Origin of the sequence: Streptomyces clavifer (assembly GCF_036345975.1) — a bacterium.
Lineage (GTDB): Bacteria > Actinomycetota > Actinomycetes > Streptomycetales > Streptomycetaceae > Streptomyces > Streptomyces clavifer.
In genome coordinates this window covers 4099189-4112705 of record NZ_CP107793.1, presented here as the reverse complement: position 1 = coordinate 4112705, position 13517 = coordinate 4099189, and the positions used below count along the sequence as shown (strand labels likewise).

Annotated in this window: 18 protein-coding genes; 4 read left to right on the top strand and 14 right to left on the bottom strand. The window is 71.8% G+C overall.

Features of this window, described 5'->3' with window-relative positions:
* The first annotated feature begins 131 nt into the window (after nt 1-131).
* Nucleotides 132-299 (top strand): hypothetical protein, encoded by a 168-nt coding sequence (locus tag OG927_RS17830; RefSeq protein WP_164494141.1) that lies wholly within the window; start codon nt 132-134, stop codon nt 297-299.
* A gap of 43 nt (nt 300-342) precedes the next feature.
* Here OG927_RS17830 and OG927_RS17825 read toward each other — a convergent pair whose 3' ends face one another.
* The 3 genes from OG927_RS17825 to OG927_RS17815 all read right to left on the bottom strand — a co-directional run bounded on the left by OG927_RS17825 (nt 343) and on the right by OG927_RS17815 (nt 3385).
* Nucleotides 343-1593: a GNAT family N-acetyltransferase gene (locus tag OG927_RS17825; protein ID WP_330320439.1), complete on the bottom strand. Its 1251-nt coding sequence runs from the start codon at nt 1591-1593 to the stop codon at nt 343-345.
* Between the two features lie 90 nt (nt 1594-1683).
* A complete protein-coding gene (locus OG927_RS17820) occupies nt 1684-2652 on the bottom strand; it encodes an asparaginase (protein WP_330320438.1) in 969 nt (322 codons plus the stop codon).
* 49 nt (nt 2653-2701) lie between these two features.
* Nucleotides 2702-3385 carry an RsiG family protein gene (locus OG927_RS17815; RefSeq protein ID WP_124281520.1) on the bottom strand — a complete coding sequence of 228 codons (684 nt, stop codon included), beginning with the start codon at nt 3383-3385 and terminating at the stop codon, nt 2702-2704.
* Between the two features lie 115 nt (nt 3386-3500).
* Here OG927_RS17815 and dtd point away from each other — a divergent pair, with 115 nt between their 5' ends.
* A complete protein-coding gene (dtd, locus tag OG927_RS17810) occupies nt 3501-3950 on the top strand; it encodes a D-aminoacyl-tRNA deacylase (protein WP_056797493.1) in 450 nt (149 codons plus the stop codon).
* 129 nt (nt 3951-4079) lie between these two features.
* Here the strand turns inward: dtd and ygfZ are convergent, their stop codons facing one another.
* The 3 genes from ygfZ to OG927_RS17795 form a co-directional block, all read right to left on the bottom strand.
* A complete protein-coding gene (gene ygfZ / locus OG927_RS17805; RefSeq protein ID WP_056797496.1) occupies nt 4080-5045 on the bottom strand; it encodes a CAF17-like 4Fe-4S cluster assembly/insertion protein YgfZ in 966 nt (321 codons plus the stop codon).
* A 21-nt stretch (nt 5046-5066) separates the two neighbouring features.
* Entirely contained in the window at nt 5067-5528 is a 462-nt protein-coding gene (locus tag OG927_RS17800) for a Fur family transcriptional regulator (protein WP_056797498.1), read from the bottom strand.
* Nucleotides 5529-5631: 103 nt separating this feature from the next.
* Nucleotides 5632-6204, bottom strand: coding sequence for an FABP family protein (locus tag OG927_RS17795; RefSeq protein ID WP_056797511.1), 573 nt, complete (start codon nt 6202-6204; stop codon nt 5632-5634).
* A 338-nt stretch (nt 6205-6542) separates the two neighbouring features.
* On the opposite strand from OG927_RS17795, the gene OG927_RS17790 reads away from it, so the two are divergent.
* The gene (locus OG927_RS17790; RefSeq protein WP_319102622.1) at nt 6543-6905 is read left to right on the top strand and encodes a DsrE family protein; all 363 of its coding nucleotides are present in this window, start codon (nt 6543-6545) and stop codon (nt 6903-6905) included.
* Nucleotides 6906-6936: 31 nt separating this feature from the next.
* Here the strand turns inward: OG927_RS17790 and OG927_RS17785 are convergent, their stop codons facing one another.
* The 8 genes from OG927_RS17785 to OG927_RS17755 all read right to left on the bottom strand — a co-directional run bounded on the left by OG927_RS17785 (nt 6937) and on the right by OG927_RS17755 (nt 12404).
* Entirely contained in the window at nt 6937-7197 is a 261-nt protein-coding gene (locus OG927_RS17785; RefSeq protein WP_056797518.1) for a DUF3099 domain-containing protein, read from the bottom strand.
* Nucleotides 7198-7318: 121 nt separating this feature from the next.
* Nucleotides 7319-7606: a DUF1416 domain-containing protein gene (locus OG927_RS17780; RefSeq protein WP_014154938.1), complete on the bottom strand. Its 288-nt coding sequence runs from the start codon at nt 7604-7606 to the stop codon at nt 7319-7321.
* Between the two features lie 60 nt (nt 7607-7666).
* Nucleotides 7667-8512 carry a sulfurtransferase gene (locus OG927_RS17775; RefSeq protein WP_330320437.1) on the bottom strand — a complete coding sequence of 282 codons (846 nt, stop codon included), beginning with the start codon at nt 8510-8512 and terminating at the stop codon, nt 7667-7669.
* 150 nt (nt 8513-8662) lie between these two features.
* Nucleotides 8663-8743, bottom strand: coding sequence for a putative leader peptide (locus tag OG927_RS36005; protein ID WP_350310325.1), 81 nt, complete (start codon nt 8741-8743; stop codon nt 8663-8665).
* 250 nt (nt 8744-8993) lie between these two features.
* Nucleotides 8994-9689, bottom strand: coding sequence for an LmeA family phospholipid-binding protein (locus OG927_RS17770; protein ID WP_056797524.1), 696 nt, complete (start codon nt 9687-9689; stop codon nt 8994-8996).
* Nucleotides 9690-9833: 144 nt separating this feature from the next.
* Nucleotides 9834-11183: a hypothetical protein gene (locus tag OG927_RS17765; protein ID WP_330320436.1), complete on the bottom strand. Its 1350-nt coding sequence runs from the start codon at nt 11181-11183 to the stop codon at nt 9834-9836.
* Between the two features lie 10 nt (nt 11184-11193).
* Nucleotides 11194-11448 (bottom strand): MoaD/ThiS family protein, encoded by a 255-nt coding sequence (locus tag OG927_RS17760; RefSeq protein WP_124281523.1) that lies wholly within the window; start codon nt 11446-11448, stop codon nt 11194-11196.
* Nucleotides 11449-11489: 41 nt separating this feature from the next.
* Nucleotides 11490-12404 carry an alpha/beta hydrolase gene (locus tag OG927_RS17755; protein WP_330320435.1) on the bottom strand — a complete coding sequence of 305 codons (915 nt, stop codon included), beginning with the start codon at nt 12402-12404 and terminating at the stop codon, nt 11490-11492.
* A 299-nt stretch (nt 12405-12703) separates the two neighbouring features.
* Between OG927_RS17755 and OG927_RS17750 the strand changes: the two genes are divergently transcribed.
* Nucleotides 12704-13507, top strand: a complete 804-nt coding sequence (locus OG927_RS17750; RefSeq protein WP_056797537.1) for a response regulator transcription factor — start codon at nt 12704-12706, stop codon at nt 13505-13507.
* Nucleotides 13508-13517: the final 10 nt, after the last annotated feature.

The window sequence follows — 13517 nt, the reverse complement described above, 5'->3', positions numbered from 1 at the left end:
CTGCCAACTTCGCCAACATTTCCTCCCGTACGACCTGTTCATCGCCGCGCCCGTCCGACGCCGTACGGGTGCGGCTCGCGCATCGGCCGCTTCCGGAGCCTTCGCTCCCCACCTCCTCAGGAGGGACCGCCATGCCGGTAGTCCTCTTCATCATCGAGCGTTACCTGGAATGGAAGTTCGGCGCCGCGAGTACGGTCGCCTTCGCGTTGCTGCTGGGAGGCACGAAATCCGGCAGCAGTCAGATCACCACCGCCGGCGCCGTGCTGCTCGCCGTGGTCGTGGTGGGCACGGCACTGTAGGCGGAACCCTCCTCCTGCCGCCGGACGACCCCCGGTGCCCCGCTCAGAAGATGTCGGGGCACCACGCCCGCCGCCCCGCCCGGAACAGCGCGTCCGCCGAGGCCGCGGCACCCGGCCGGCCCTCCTCGACCGAGCCCAGGGCGACGAGCCGCACCGCGGACTCGTCGCCCAGGTACAGCGAAGCCAACTCCCGTACGTCCAGCACGAGATCGGCACTCCGTGTCGTCGGGGCGCAGGAGGCACCGGCCGGGGACGCCTCCAGCAGGAAGCGGCCGGACGTCAGGCCCGTCCCGTCGCGGACGTCCAGGACCAGGGACCCCGCGGTCCCGTACGTGCGGGCCTCCAGGGCCCGGGGGACGTCCAGGACCCGCAGCCACAGCCAGTCCGCCCGGGTCACGATGCGGGCGGCCCGGGGGTCCGGGAGGAGGAGGGGGAGCAGGTCGTCGGTGGCGCGGTACCCCGTACGGACCGTGGTGATCCAGTCGATCGAGCAGACGAACTGCCACAGCGCGCGCTCCGCCGCCGGGGTCACCGCGGTCATCCACGTGACGGTCGCCTTGTTCAGCGGCTGCTTCGCGTCGCCCCAGTTCGTGTCGGCACGGTAGGCCATCAGCCCGTCCACCTGCCCGTCCGCCGAGCGGTACACCGCGTAGAACGGCTCCGTCCAGTTCTCGTGCTCCGGCACGCCCACCCCGGTACTGCGCTCCCACCAGCGCGCGTCCCGGCTGATCACACCGTGCTGCCGGGCCGCCAGCCGTTCGTGGAGCTCGGGGCCGGTCTTGCGCACCTCCGCGCCGTCCACCAGATCGATCCGGCCGCCGTCCTCCTGGGAAGGGACCGGCCGACGCGGATCCAGACCGGTCCGGGGGACGTCGATCTCCCACTCCGTGGTCCAGGTCGCGGGCCCGAATCCGTAACGGCCGTAGATCGGGTACTCGGCCGCGATCAGCGAGGCGACCACGTCGCCGCGCTCCTTCGCCGCCGCCAGGTCCGCGGCCATCATCCGGCTGAGCAGCCCGCGCCGGCGGTGCGTGGCCGTCACCGTGACCGCGCTGATCGCGTCGGCCCGAACCGTGGCACCGCCGACGACGGTCAGGTCCTGGGCGAACGAACGGAACGTCGCCACGCAGCGTCCGCCGTCGAACACCCCTTGGGTGCGGGCCAGGTCCGTATGGGCCAGGCGCACCGCGATCTCCTCCTCCGACTCCTTGAACGGCATCAGGAAACCGGTGCTCACGGCACGCAGCCACTCGGGGTATTCGGAGACGGTGACGCTACGGGGATCGAGGCTCATGCGCCCCACGCTAGGCAGGAGCGGCCCGGATGTCGCGCGGATATCCTCCGGGCCGGGCCGGAACGCCGCGCGATCGTCTTCCGGGCCCGGTCAGAACGCCGCGCGGATCGCGCCGACCTCGGCCGCGCCGCCCAGCAGCGGTGCCCGGCCGATCCGGGACACCACCGGTGCGTCGACTCCCAGGAGTGCCAGCGCGCGGGCCAGCACCGGGCCCAGCGCCCGCGTCGAGCCGTCGTCGATCTTGAAGGCCAGTGCCCTGCCGTCCGCCAGCGCCACCGCCTGCACGGCTTCCGCGCCCATCTTGGAGAGCGTGCCCGGCACTTCCCGCATCAGCCAGGTGTCCGGGCGCCGCGTGCCCGCCACGTACTCCGGGTGCGCCCGCATCGCGTCCGCGACCCGGCGCTCCGCGGAGCCCGGCTCCGCCAGCACGAACGTACGGAACGCGCGGGCAAGTCCCACCAGCCCGATCGCCATCAGCGGGGCCCCGCAGCCGTCCGTGCCGACCGCCGCGACCGGCTCGCCCGCCGCCTCCGCGACCACCTGGCCGACCAGCTGCTGCAAGGGGTGCGCCGGGTCGAGGTACGTCGCCGTGTCCCAGCCGTTGTGCAGGCAGACGGCGAGCATCGCCGCGTGCTTGCCCGAGCAGTTCATGGTGAGCGGTTCCCGCACCCGCCCCGCGGCGAGGTACGACTCCGCCTCCACCGGGTCCAGCGGGAGGTCCGGCGGGGTCTGCAGGTCGTCCGGCCCCAGTCCGTGCTCGGCGAGCATCGTGCGGACGAGGTCGAGGTGGAAGCCCTCCCCGGAGTGGCTCGCGGCGGCCAGGGCCAGCCGCTCCCCCGAGAGGTCCAGCCCGGCCCGCAGCACCGCCGCGGCCTGCATCGGCTTGTTGGACGAGCGGGGGAAGACCGGGGCCGCGGGGTCGCCGAGCGCGTACTCCACGCTCCCGTCGGCGGCCAGGACGACCAGCGACCCCCGGTGGTGGCCCTCGGTGAAGCCGGACCGCACGACCTCGGCCAGGACCGGGTGCGCGGGGGACGCGGAGGGGGATATGGAGGTCATGGCGGCGGCCTTCCGGGGACGGGCGGAACCCGCCCCCGGAAGGATCGCTTCAGGTGAGCAGGTCGTCTACTTGTGCTTCCCCGTCACGGTACCTGCGGGCGATCTCCGCACTGCAATCGTCCACGGTCCGCTGGAGCCGGTGACGGCGCCGGGAGACCTGCCGCTCGTAGCGCACCAGCCGCCCCATGGCCGTCAGAAGCTCCTCGTCCGTCCGGGCGTCGAGGTCCGAGAGCTCGACCTCGGCGAGCGTGTCCGCGGCCAGCTGCCGGTACTCGTCGCTGCGCGGCGTGGTGAGGGTGACGTGCCGCGCCGAGGAGCGGTGGACGGAGGGAGTGTCGGCGAGGATCTCCGAGAGCCGGTCCACCACCGGGGAGTCCGGGGCCGCGCGGCCCGCGAGCTCGGCCCGCAGGATGTCGATCCGGCCCTGCACCAGGCGGCGCACGTAGCTGAGGTCGGCCTCGTCGCGTTGCGCGTCACGGCGCCGTGTGCGCAGCTCCGGCAGCCGCAGTCCGCGGAATCCGGCCTGCGGACGCACCGCGGCCAACGCTTCCCCGGCCCCGGCGTTGCCCGTCTGCCCCGGCACGGACAGCGGGCCGGACAGCGCTCCCGGCAGCGGCGCGGGCTGCGGACCCTGCGGTGAGGCACCGGTCCGCTGCACGGGCGGTCGCGGCGCGCCGGGCGTACGTGTCACCGGTACGGCGCCGGGTGATGGCCCGGTTCCATGTGTAGTCATGATGTTCCGTCCCCTCGACCGGTGCGTCGGCACACCGACATCGTGCATGGTGCCACTACGCACGGTGTTCACGCAGGTGCTCTGTACCCGTTCAGCCCAAGATAGGTTGGTCTGTATGCGTGCAGTGATACAGAGAGTGGACGGCGCGAGCGTCACCGTGGCAGGCGCCGCGGACGATGCTCCGGGGACCGGAATCGTCGGCGAGATCGTCGGCGAAGGGCTGTGTGTGCTGGTGGGGGTCACTCACGGCGACACGGCGGAGAAGGCGGCGCAGCTCGCCCGCAAGCTGTGGACCCTGCGGATCCTCGAGGGTGAGAAGTCCTGCTCGGACGTGAATGCACCACTTTTGGTCATTTCGCAGTTCACTCTCTACGGGGACGCCAGGAAGGGCCGCAGGCCCACCTGGAACGCCGCCGCGCCGGGCGACGTGGCCGAGCCGCTGGTCGACGAGGTCGTGGCACAACTGCGGGCGCTCGGCGCGCAGGTGGGAACGGGCCGGTTCGGGGCGGACATGCGTGTCTCGCTCACGAACCACGGCCCGTTCACCGTACTGATCGAGGTATAGCCGGGCGCCCGGTCCGGGTGGACGGGCGCACGTAGGGGATCCGGGCCCGCTGGTGTGAGCGGCTCCGGACCGCGGCCCGGCACGGCCCGGAGCGAACCGCTCCGGATCCGCGCGCGGGAGCGACGCCGTCTACGGCTCGACCACTGTCTCCTGGGCCGCCGCCGTGTCCCCGGCGATCAGCTCCGCGTCCACGGCCACGTTCCGCTTCACGAGCGCCAGGGCGATCGGGCCCAGCTCGTGATGGCGGGCCGACGTGGTGATGAAGCCGAGCTGGCGGCCCTCCTGCCCGTCCGCGGCGAGCCGTACCGGCGTGCCGTGGCCGGGCAGGTGGACCTCGCTGCCGTCCAGGTGGAGGAAGACGAGCCGGCGCGGCGGCTTCCCCAGGTTGTGGACCCGGGCGACCGTCTCCTGCCCCCGGTAGCAGCCCTTCTGGAGATGGACCGCGGTGCCGATCCAGCCCAGCTCGTGCGGGATGGTGCGGTGGTCGGTCTCGAAGCCGAGGCGCGGGCGGTGCGCCTCGACGCGCAGCGCCTCGTACGCCAGGATGCCTGCCGCCGGGCCGTGCCCGGCGGCGTACGCCTCCAGGTCCGCACGGGGCAGGAAGAGATCACGGCCGTGCGCCGTCTCCCGTACGGCGACGCCGTCCGGTACCTCGGCGATGGAACCGGCCGGCAGGTGGACGACGGCGAAGTCCTCCGTACGGTCGGCGACCTCGACGCGGTAGAAGAACTTCATCGACTCCAGGTAGGCGATCAGCTCGCCCTGGGTCTCCGGCTCGACGTGCATCCACACCGTCGTGCCGTCGTCGACCAGATAGAGGGCGTGCTCGATGTGCCCGTTGGCGGAGAGGATCAGCGCCTCGGTCGCCCGGTTCGGCGCCAGGTCGCTGACGTGCTGGGTGAGCAGGAGGTGCAGCCAGGCCAGCCGGTCGTCGCCGGTGACCGCGACGACGCCGCGGTGCGAGAGGTCGACGAGGCCGGTGCCGTCGGCGAGTGCGCGCTGCTCACGGAACAGGTCGCCGTAGTGCGCGGCGACGCCTTCGTCGCGCCCTTCGGCGGGGACGGCGCCGGGCAGGGACAGCAAGGGGCTCTTCATGCGACCAGCGTACGACTCGGTCTAGCCCTTGCTCCCGGCTGCCCGGTCCGGACCGGCCTCCGCGGCCTTCGCCGTGCAGTCGGCGCAGCGGCCGAAGATCGCGAAGTGCTTCATGTCGGTCTCGAAGCCGAACGCACCGCGCAGCTTCTCCGTGAAGTCGGCGACCATGTCGACGTCCGCCTCGATGACGTTCGTGCAGTCGCGGCAGACGAGGTGGATGTGGTGGTGGCGGTCGGCCAGGTGGTACGTCGGGGCGCCGTGCCCCAGGTGGGCGTGGCTGACGAGCCCGAGCTCCTCGAGGAGCTCCAGGGTCCGGTAGACGGTGGAGATGTTCACCCCCGACGCGGTCCTGCGGACCTCGCAGAGGATGTCGTCGGGCGTCGCGTGCTCCAGGGTGTCGACGGCCTCCAGGACAAGCTGGCGCTGAGGCGTCAGCCGGTAGCCGCGCTGCCGAAGATCGGTCTTCCAGTCGGTGCTCACCACACCGCCCAGTGTAGGGCGGAGCGAGCACGGCGCAGGTGCCGCGGCGGGGGCCGGCTCCTCCGGGCCGTCCGGCAGGGAGCCCGGACGGCACGGAGCGGACGGCCTACTTGAAGAACGCGATGCCGTCGTCCGGCATGTCACCGAGGCTCTTCGCCATCTCGGCGACCTCTTCGGGGGTGACGACCTTCTTGAGGTGCGCCGACATGTACGGCCGCAGCTCGACGTCGGGGGTGGCCTTCTCGCCGACCCACATCAGGTCGCTGTTCACGTAGCCGTAGAGGCGCTTGCCCCCGCTGTACGGGCCGGAGGCCGCGGTGCGCGCCACCGCGTCGGTGACCACGTCGATCTGCGGCTTCTGCTTCGCCAGGTCGCCGTACCAGACCTCGACGATGCCCTGGTCACGGACCATGACGATCTCGACCTTGCGGTCCTTGTCGATGCGCCAGTAGCCGGACTCGCTCTCCAGCGGCTTGACCTGGTTGCCCTCGGCGTCCAGCACCCAGGAGTGCGAGACGTACTCGAGGAAGTCCCGGCCGTCGTGGCTGAAGGTGACCTCCTGGCCGAAGTTGCACTTCTCGGCGCCGGGGAAGTCGGAGACGCCCGCACCCGCCCAGTTGCCGAGGAGGAAGGCCAGCGGCACGAGGTCCGGGTGGAGGTCGGACGGAATCTCGATCATGAACGGCTCAGACGATCTGTGAGGGTGTGCGGGCAGGGAGTTCGGCGAGGGTCAGCGCTGGCCCTGGTACAGCTTCTTCACGGCCACGGCGGCGAAGGCGAGCACACCGACGCAGACCAGGATCAGCAGGGCGGAGAAGAATGCCTCAAGCACGGGTGCTCCTCGGGACGAACGACATGACGGCAGTACAGGGCCGGGCCCCAGCCTAATGGGTGGCGCCCCCGCACGCGGGCCCGGGGTTTCCCCGGGCCCGGTCGGCACGGCGGCCCCGTCGTCCCCGGGGACCGGCACCGCCGCACCACGGGGAGGCCGTTCGTCCGGCGATTACAGTGCGGTACATGTCGAAGAAGCTCGTGATCAAGGTGACCGCCGGGGCCGATTCTCCCGAGCGCTGCTCCCAGGCCTTCACCGTGGCGGCCGTGGCCGTGGCCAGTGGGGTCGAGGTCTCGCTCTGGCTGACCGGCGAATCCGCCTGGTTCGCGCTGCCGGGGCGTGCCGCCGCATTCGAACTGCCGCACTCGGCGCCGCTGCCCGACCTGATCGAGTCGATCCTGGCGGGCGGCCGGATCACGCTCTGCACGCAGTGTGCGGCACGGCGCGACATCTCGGAGAAGGACGTACTGGACGGCGTGCGGATCGCCGGTGCCCAGGTGTTCGTGCAGGAGGCCATGACGGACGGGACCCAGGCCCTCGTCTACTGACCCCCGCCCGCGAGCGGGGTCCGGAGCGGTCCTACCGACGGTGCTTCCTGCCGTCGAGCTCGTCCCACCACTCGTCCGACTTCGGGTCGCCGGAGGGATCGTCCCACCAGCGGTCCTCCGGCCCCCGCCGGTTGGCGACCATCGCCGCGACGGGCGGGATGACCATGGCGACCACGCACATGGCCACCGCCGCCGGCATCGACCAGAGGCGCACGAAGGCCCAGGCGGAGACGAAGAGTACGAGGCATCCGCCCATCATGAGGAAGTAGACGCGCCTGCGCCGGGCGTACATACCCCCAGGGTAGGACCGGACCGCCCGGGATGCCGGTGGGAACGGCGCGAAGGGCCGCACCCCTGCTCAGGTGGCGTCCAACCCCCTGGGGTGCGGCCCTCCGGCCGTATCTGCGCAGAAACTACACGGCGATGGCGACCTCGGCGAGACCACCGGTCTGTGCCACGACCGTGCGGTCGGCGGTGCCGCCCGGGACCAGGGCGCGGAGCGTCCAGGTCCCCTCGGCCGCGTAGAAGCGGAACTGTCCGGTCGCCGAGGTCGGGACCTCGGCGGTGAACTCACCGGTCGAGTCGAGCAGGCGGACGTAGCCCGTGACGGGCTCGCCGTCGCGGGTCACACTGCCCTGGATGGTCGTCTCGCCCGGCTTGATCGTCGAAGCGTCGGGGCCGCCGGCCTGTGCTCCACACATGGTTCTGTCCTTATGGTCGGGGTCCTGCTGATCGGGTCGTGCTGATCGGGTCGTACGGAGTTACTTGTTGGCGCCGAGCTCGATCGGCACGCCCACGAGGGAGCCGTACTCGGTCCACGAACCGTCGTAGTTCCTGACGTTGTCGACGCCGAGCAGCTCGTGCAGCACGAACCAGGTCAGGGCCGAACGCTCACCGATGCGGCAGAGCGCGATGGTGTCCTTCGACAGGTCGACCTGCTCGTCCTCGTAGAGGGCCTTGAGCTCGTCGTCCGACTTGAAGGTGCCGTCGTCGTTGGCGTTCTTCGACCACGGGATGTTGCGCGAGCTCGGCACGTGGCCGGGGCGCTGCGACTGCTCCTGCGGGAGGTGCGCCGGGGCGAGCAGCTTGCCGCTGAACTCGTCGGGCGACCGCACGTCGACGATGTTCTGGTTGCCGATCGCGGCGACGACGTCATCACGGAAGGCGCGGATGGACGCGTCCTGCGGCTGGGCCTTGTACGCGGTGGCCGGGCGGGACGGGATCTGGTCGCCGTCCACCAGGTCACGGGAGTCGAGCTCCCACTTCTTGCGGCCGCCGTCGAGCAGGCGGACGTCCTGGTGGCCGTAGAGCTTGAAGTACCAGAACGCGTAGGAGGCGAACCAGTTGTTGTTGCCGCCGTAGAGGACGACCGTGGTGTCGTTCCCGATGCCCTTGTCGGACAGGAGCTTCTCGAAGCCGGCCTGGTCGATGAAGTCACGACGGACCGGGTCCTGGAGGTCCTTGGTCCAGTCGATCCGGATCGCGTTCTTGATGTGGTTCTTCTCGTACGCCGAGGTGTCCTCGTCGACCTCGACGATGGCGACCTGCGCGTCGTCGATGTGGGCCTCGACCCAGTCGGCGTCGACCAGTACGTCTGCGCGGCTCATGTGTTTCTCCTCCGGGGCAGTCTGCGGCGGGGTGATGCGAGGTGCGGGGTGCGGGTTGTACGCGCAGGTGCTGGGAGCGGGACGCGTACGGACGGCACGGGTTCGGCCCCGACTTCGTCGAGGGGCCTGGAATACGGGAGAGGGTCCCGCTCAGAAGGTGCGACAGAGCATGGCGGCGACGCGGCACAGGTCTACTGCCCGCCGCTTCGTGAGGTCCGCCTGTCGCTTCATGTGTCCGATCGTAGGGAGGTACGGGCGGAGATGTCACCGTCGTGTCGGATGATGAGACGCGATCGTCCGCAATGCGAGACGGAGACCGCGTCGGGCCCTACTGGACCCGGCCGCCCGAGGCTCCGCGCCCCACACTCATCTACAGGCCGGACGGGTTCGTCTCATTATCTGGATCGACTGCCCAGTCCGCTTCCGCGGAGCCCCGGCCCGCCGTGCGGTGTCCTGCCCACCGCCGCGCCAAGTCCCGCCGTCACCCGGCGAGTTCGATACCGGAGCCCGCCATCGAGATCTCCAGGCCGCCCGGAGTCACCTCGATCTTCTCCAGCTTCAGGCCGGCCGGCAGTCCGCCGATCTCACGCTGGAAGTCGGTCTTCTTGCGGACCAGTTCCTCCAGGCCGGGGATGCCCTCGCCCGGCACCTCGTCCGCGCGCACCCTGACGGTGCTGCCGTCGACCAGGGTGACGGTGGAGAGCACGCTCCGCGTGACCGACTCGCCCAGCAGCGGGATCTCCACCGATCCGGTGACCTTGACCTTGCCGTTGCCGCCGTAGGCGACCGTGGCCCCGTCGTCCGCGACCTCGGTGAGGTCCGCGTACGAGATGACGGCCGTCCCGGTGGCACGGGAGGCCGTCGCGCTCGTGTAGCCGGCACCGAGCGTCACCTGCTGCAGCCGGGCCTGGATCTCACTGATCCGGATCGACTTGCCGGCCGCACTCGCCTCGACGCCCTTGACCGTCACGTCGACCCGGTCGAGCTCCGATCCGGCGACCTGGGTCAGGAACGGGAAGCCCTTGATCGAGATGTCGGTCGAGCCGGCCCGGGCACCGCCGAAGCCGACCCGGCCCTCGGCCTCCGACTCGGCGAAGTGCAACGCGGCACGGTCGACGGCGACGAAGACACCGCCCAGCACCACGGCGATGATCAGCAGTATTCGCAGTGCGCGCATGCCTGTTACTCCCCCACTTCTGCCGGACGGGCCTCTCGTGCCCATGAGCCTAGTGCCGCCGCGCGGCGCGCCCGGAGTGATCGACGAGTGGGAGGCCCGGCCGGTTCCCTCCCGAGGGAGGGGAATGAGGCACGGTGGGGGACGTCAGGCGATCGCCCGGCCGATCAGGTAGACGGCGGGGGCGGCGGCGGTGAGCGGCAGAGCCACTCCGGCCGTCATGTGCACGAAGCGGGACGGGTAGTCGTAGCTCGCCACCCGCAGACCGATCAGCGCGCAGCCACCGGCGGCGAGACCGAGGAACGCGGCCTGCGTGCCGAAGTCCGTGAAGCCGCCCGCGGCGGCACCGGCGCCCGCCGAGGCGAGCAGGGACAGGACGACCGAGACGGCTCCGGGCAGCGGAAGCGCCCGGACGAGCACGGCCACCGCCACCGCGATGCCCCCGACCGTCACCGCGTCCGGAACCGCCGCCAGGTGGCCGGCGGCCAGCACGGCGAGGGCGGCGGACGCGACGGTGGCCGTCAGGCCGTACAGCCGCTCGTCCGCCCCGGCGTGGCTGCGCAGCTGCAGCACGACGGTGAGCAGCACCCAGACGCCGAGCGTGCCGAGGATGGCCGCCGGGGCGTTGCCCCGGCCCGCCACCAGCAGGACGACGTCCGCGACGAAGCCGCCGGCGAAGGCGAGGGCGATGCCCTGCCTGGCCGGCCACATGCCGTTGAGCCGGAACCAGCCGGCGGCCGTCACGGCCTGGAGCAGCACCAGCGGCACGACCAGGGCGTACTGCCCGAGCGCGGCACCGAGCGCCAGGAGCAGGCTCAGGACCGCTGTGATCGCGGCAGGCTGCATCCCGGGCGCGATGATCGGCGAACGCCCCTCGGCACGGGCCCGCTGGGCGTCGGTGATCCTGCTGTTGCCCACCGTGGTGGGAGCGCTGTACCCGGAGTCCGGCACCGGCGCGACGGGAGCGACGGGGGCCGCCGGAGCGGCCGGAGCAGCCGGCGCCTCGGGCGGCAGCGGATACGAACCGGAGTCGGGGTACGGGGATGCGCCGTACTCCGGGGCCTGGTGATAGCCGGCCCGGTGCTGCGGGGCCTGCGGCTGCTCGGCCCGGTACTGCGGGACCTGGTGCTGCGGGGCCCGGTGCTCCGGGGCCTGGTGCTCCGGGGCCTGCTGGTGGGCGGCCCGGTGCTGCGGGGCCTGCGGCTGGGCCGCCGGCTGGTACTGGGTGTCCCAGGTCTGCCCCTGCCACGTCTGGGCCGCGCCCTGGTCGCCCGGGCCCTGCTGCGCGTACCCGGCCCCGGGGGGCGTCTGCGGGCCCGCCGGCCAGGCGGCGGCGTCGGGGGCCGCGGCATACGGGGCGTACGCGTCGTACGGGGCGCGGTCACCGTACGAGGGCTGCGGCTGCTGCTGCTGTCCGTGCGGCTGCCGCCCCTCCCCGCCGTGCTGCTGCCCGTACCCCTGGTCGTCGTACGGATACTGCTGATCGTTGTTGCTCATGGTCTCCGGTTCACCCTCCTGCGAACGGCGGGAGCACCTCGACCGTGCCGCCCTCGGCAAGCCGTACGGTCTCATGGCCGCGGGTCCCGACGGGGTTCCCGTCGATCAGGAACGAACATCTCTTCAGTACGCGCGTCAGCTCGCCGGGGTGCCGTTCGCGCACCCCGGCGAGCGCCTCGGCCAGCGTCGCCGCCGCGTACGGCTCCTCCGCGGTCCCGGCGGCGGCCTTGGCCGCGGCCCAGTAGCGGATCGTCCCCGCTGCCATGGCGGCACCCCTTTCGTCGTGCGTCAGCTGTCCATCATGAGTCACGCCGGCACCGCCCAGTCGGCGATGCGGGACAGCAGGGCGTCGTCCGCCGCGTTCTCGGCGTGCCCCATCCCCCGCTCCAGCCACAGTTCGGCGCGGCCGCCCGCGGCCCCGGCCAGCATCCTCGGGTGGTCGAGCGGGAAGTACGGGTCCCGGTCGCCGTGCACGATCAGCAGGGGCGCCGCGATCAGCGGGACGGCCTCGACCGGGGACAGCGGGACCGGGTCCCAGTCCTCGCGTTCGATGCGGGTACGGAAGCCGTACCGGCCGACGAGCCGCCCGGCGGGCCGGGTGACCACCCAGTGCAGGCGCCGCATCGGGGCCGTCCCCCGGTAGTACCAGCGGGCCGGTGCGCTGACGGCGACCACCGCGTCCGTGTGCATGCCCGTGCGCCCCCCGTGTGCACCCATGCGCCCGCCCACCCGTTCGGCCGTCGCAGGGTAATTCTTCTCCTCGGTTTCCGCGGCCTCCGGCGCCGTATACAGAGCAGCGTGCCGGAGCACCACGGAACCGCCCATCGAGAAGCCGACCGTAACGATGCGGCGGTGCCCCAGCGACCGCGCCCAGGCCACCGCGGCGGCCAGGTCCAGCACCTCGCGATCGCCCACCGTGGACCGCCCGCCGGACCGCCCGTGCCCCCGGAACGAGAACGTGATCACGGCCGCACGCTGGGCGAACACCCCGGCCGCCCGCATGACGGCCGGCCGGTCGACGGAGCCGGTGAAGCCGTGCGCGAGGACGACGGCCGTGCCGTCGGACGGCGTGCCCCCGACGGCCGCCGAACCTGCCGTACACGGGGTGTACACCGCCTCGATACGGACCCCGTCACCGGTCAGCAATGTGCTCCGGCGGGGGATCGGCGTGATCGAGGGAACAAAAGAACTCAGGAATCGACCCTCGGACACAGAACTCATGTGGGTTATTCTCCTGTGAAGAGGATCCGGGCAAAGCAGCCCCCGGGTCCTTTTGTGCTTTCCGCGCGTTGTTACGGCGACGTTTCAACAAGCTCAGCGGTCCCCCCGAAGTGGGGCCGCGCAGTAAAAACCGTATGACGGCCGCCAAGGGCGGACGGTCGTACGGGAGTACGAAGCAGTGCCGCATACTCCCCCGGGTCCGACCCGGGAGTGCCCCTCTCGCAGGGAACGAGGAGGACCGACGTAATGGGCGAGCGAACCGTGCACGATCGACCGACGACCCAGGCAGGTGGGCGGCGATGAGTTCACTGCTGCTACTGACGAATGCCCTTCAACCGTCGACGGAGGTGCTCCCCGCCCTCGGCCTCCTGCTGCACAGCGTGCGGGTCGCCCCCGCCGAGGGACCCGCGCTCGTCGACACCCCGGGTGCCGACGTCATACTCATCGACGGCCGCCGCGACCTCCCCCAGGTGCGCTCGCTGTGCCAGCTGCTGCGGTCCACCGGACCCGGCTGTCCGCTGATCCTCGTCGTGACCGAGGGCGGCCTCGCGGCCGTCACCGCCGACTGGGGCATCGACGACGTCCTGCTGGACACCGCGGGCCCCGCCGAGGTCGAGGCCCGGCTGCGGCTGGCCACCGGCCGTCAGCAGATCACCGCCGACGACTCCCCCATGGAGATCCGCAACGGTGACCTGTCGGTGGACGAGGCGACGTACAGCGCCAAGCTGAAGGGCCGGGTCCTGGACCTGACCTTCAAGGAGTTCGAACTGCTCAAGTACCTCGCGCAGCACCCCGGCCGGGTCTTCACCCGCGCCCAGCTCCTGCAGGAGGTCTGGGGCTACGACTACTTCGGCGGCACACGCACGGTCGACGTCCACGTACGGCGGCTGCGCGCGAAGCTCGGGCCCGAACACGAGTCGCTGATCGGGACCGTCCGCAACGTCGGCTACCGCTTCGTCACCCCCGAGAAGGTGGAGCGCGCGGCGGAGGAGGCCAAGGCCAAGGCGGCGCCGAAGCCCGTCGAGGAGGCCGTCACCCGTTCGGAGCAGTCCGCGGAAGCGGGGATTACGGAAGAAGCCCCGGTCGCACCTGCCAAGCGGTAGGTCGATCCGC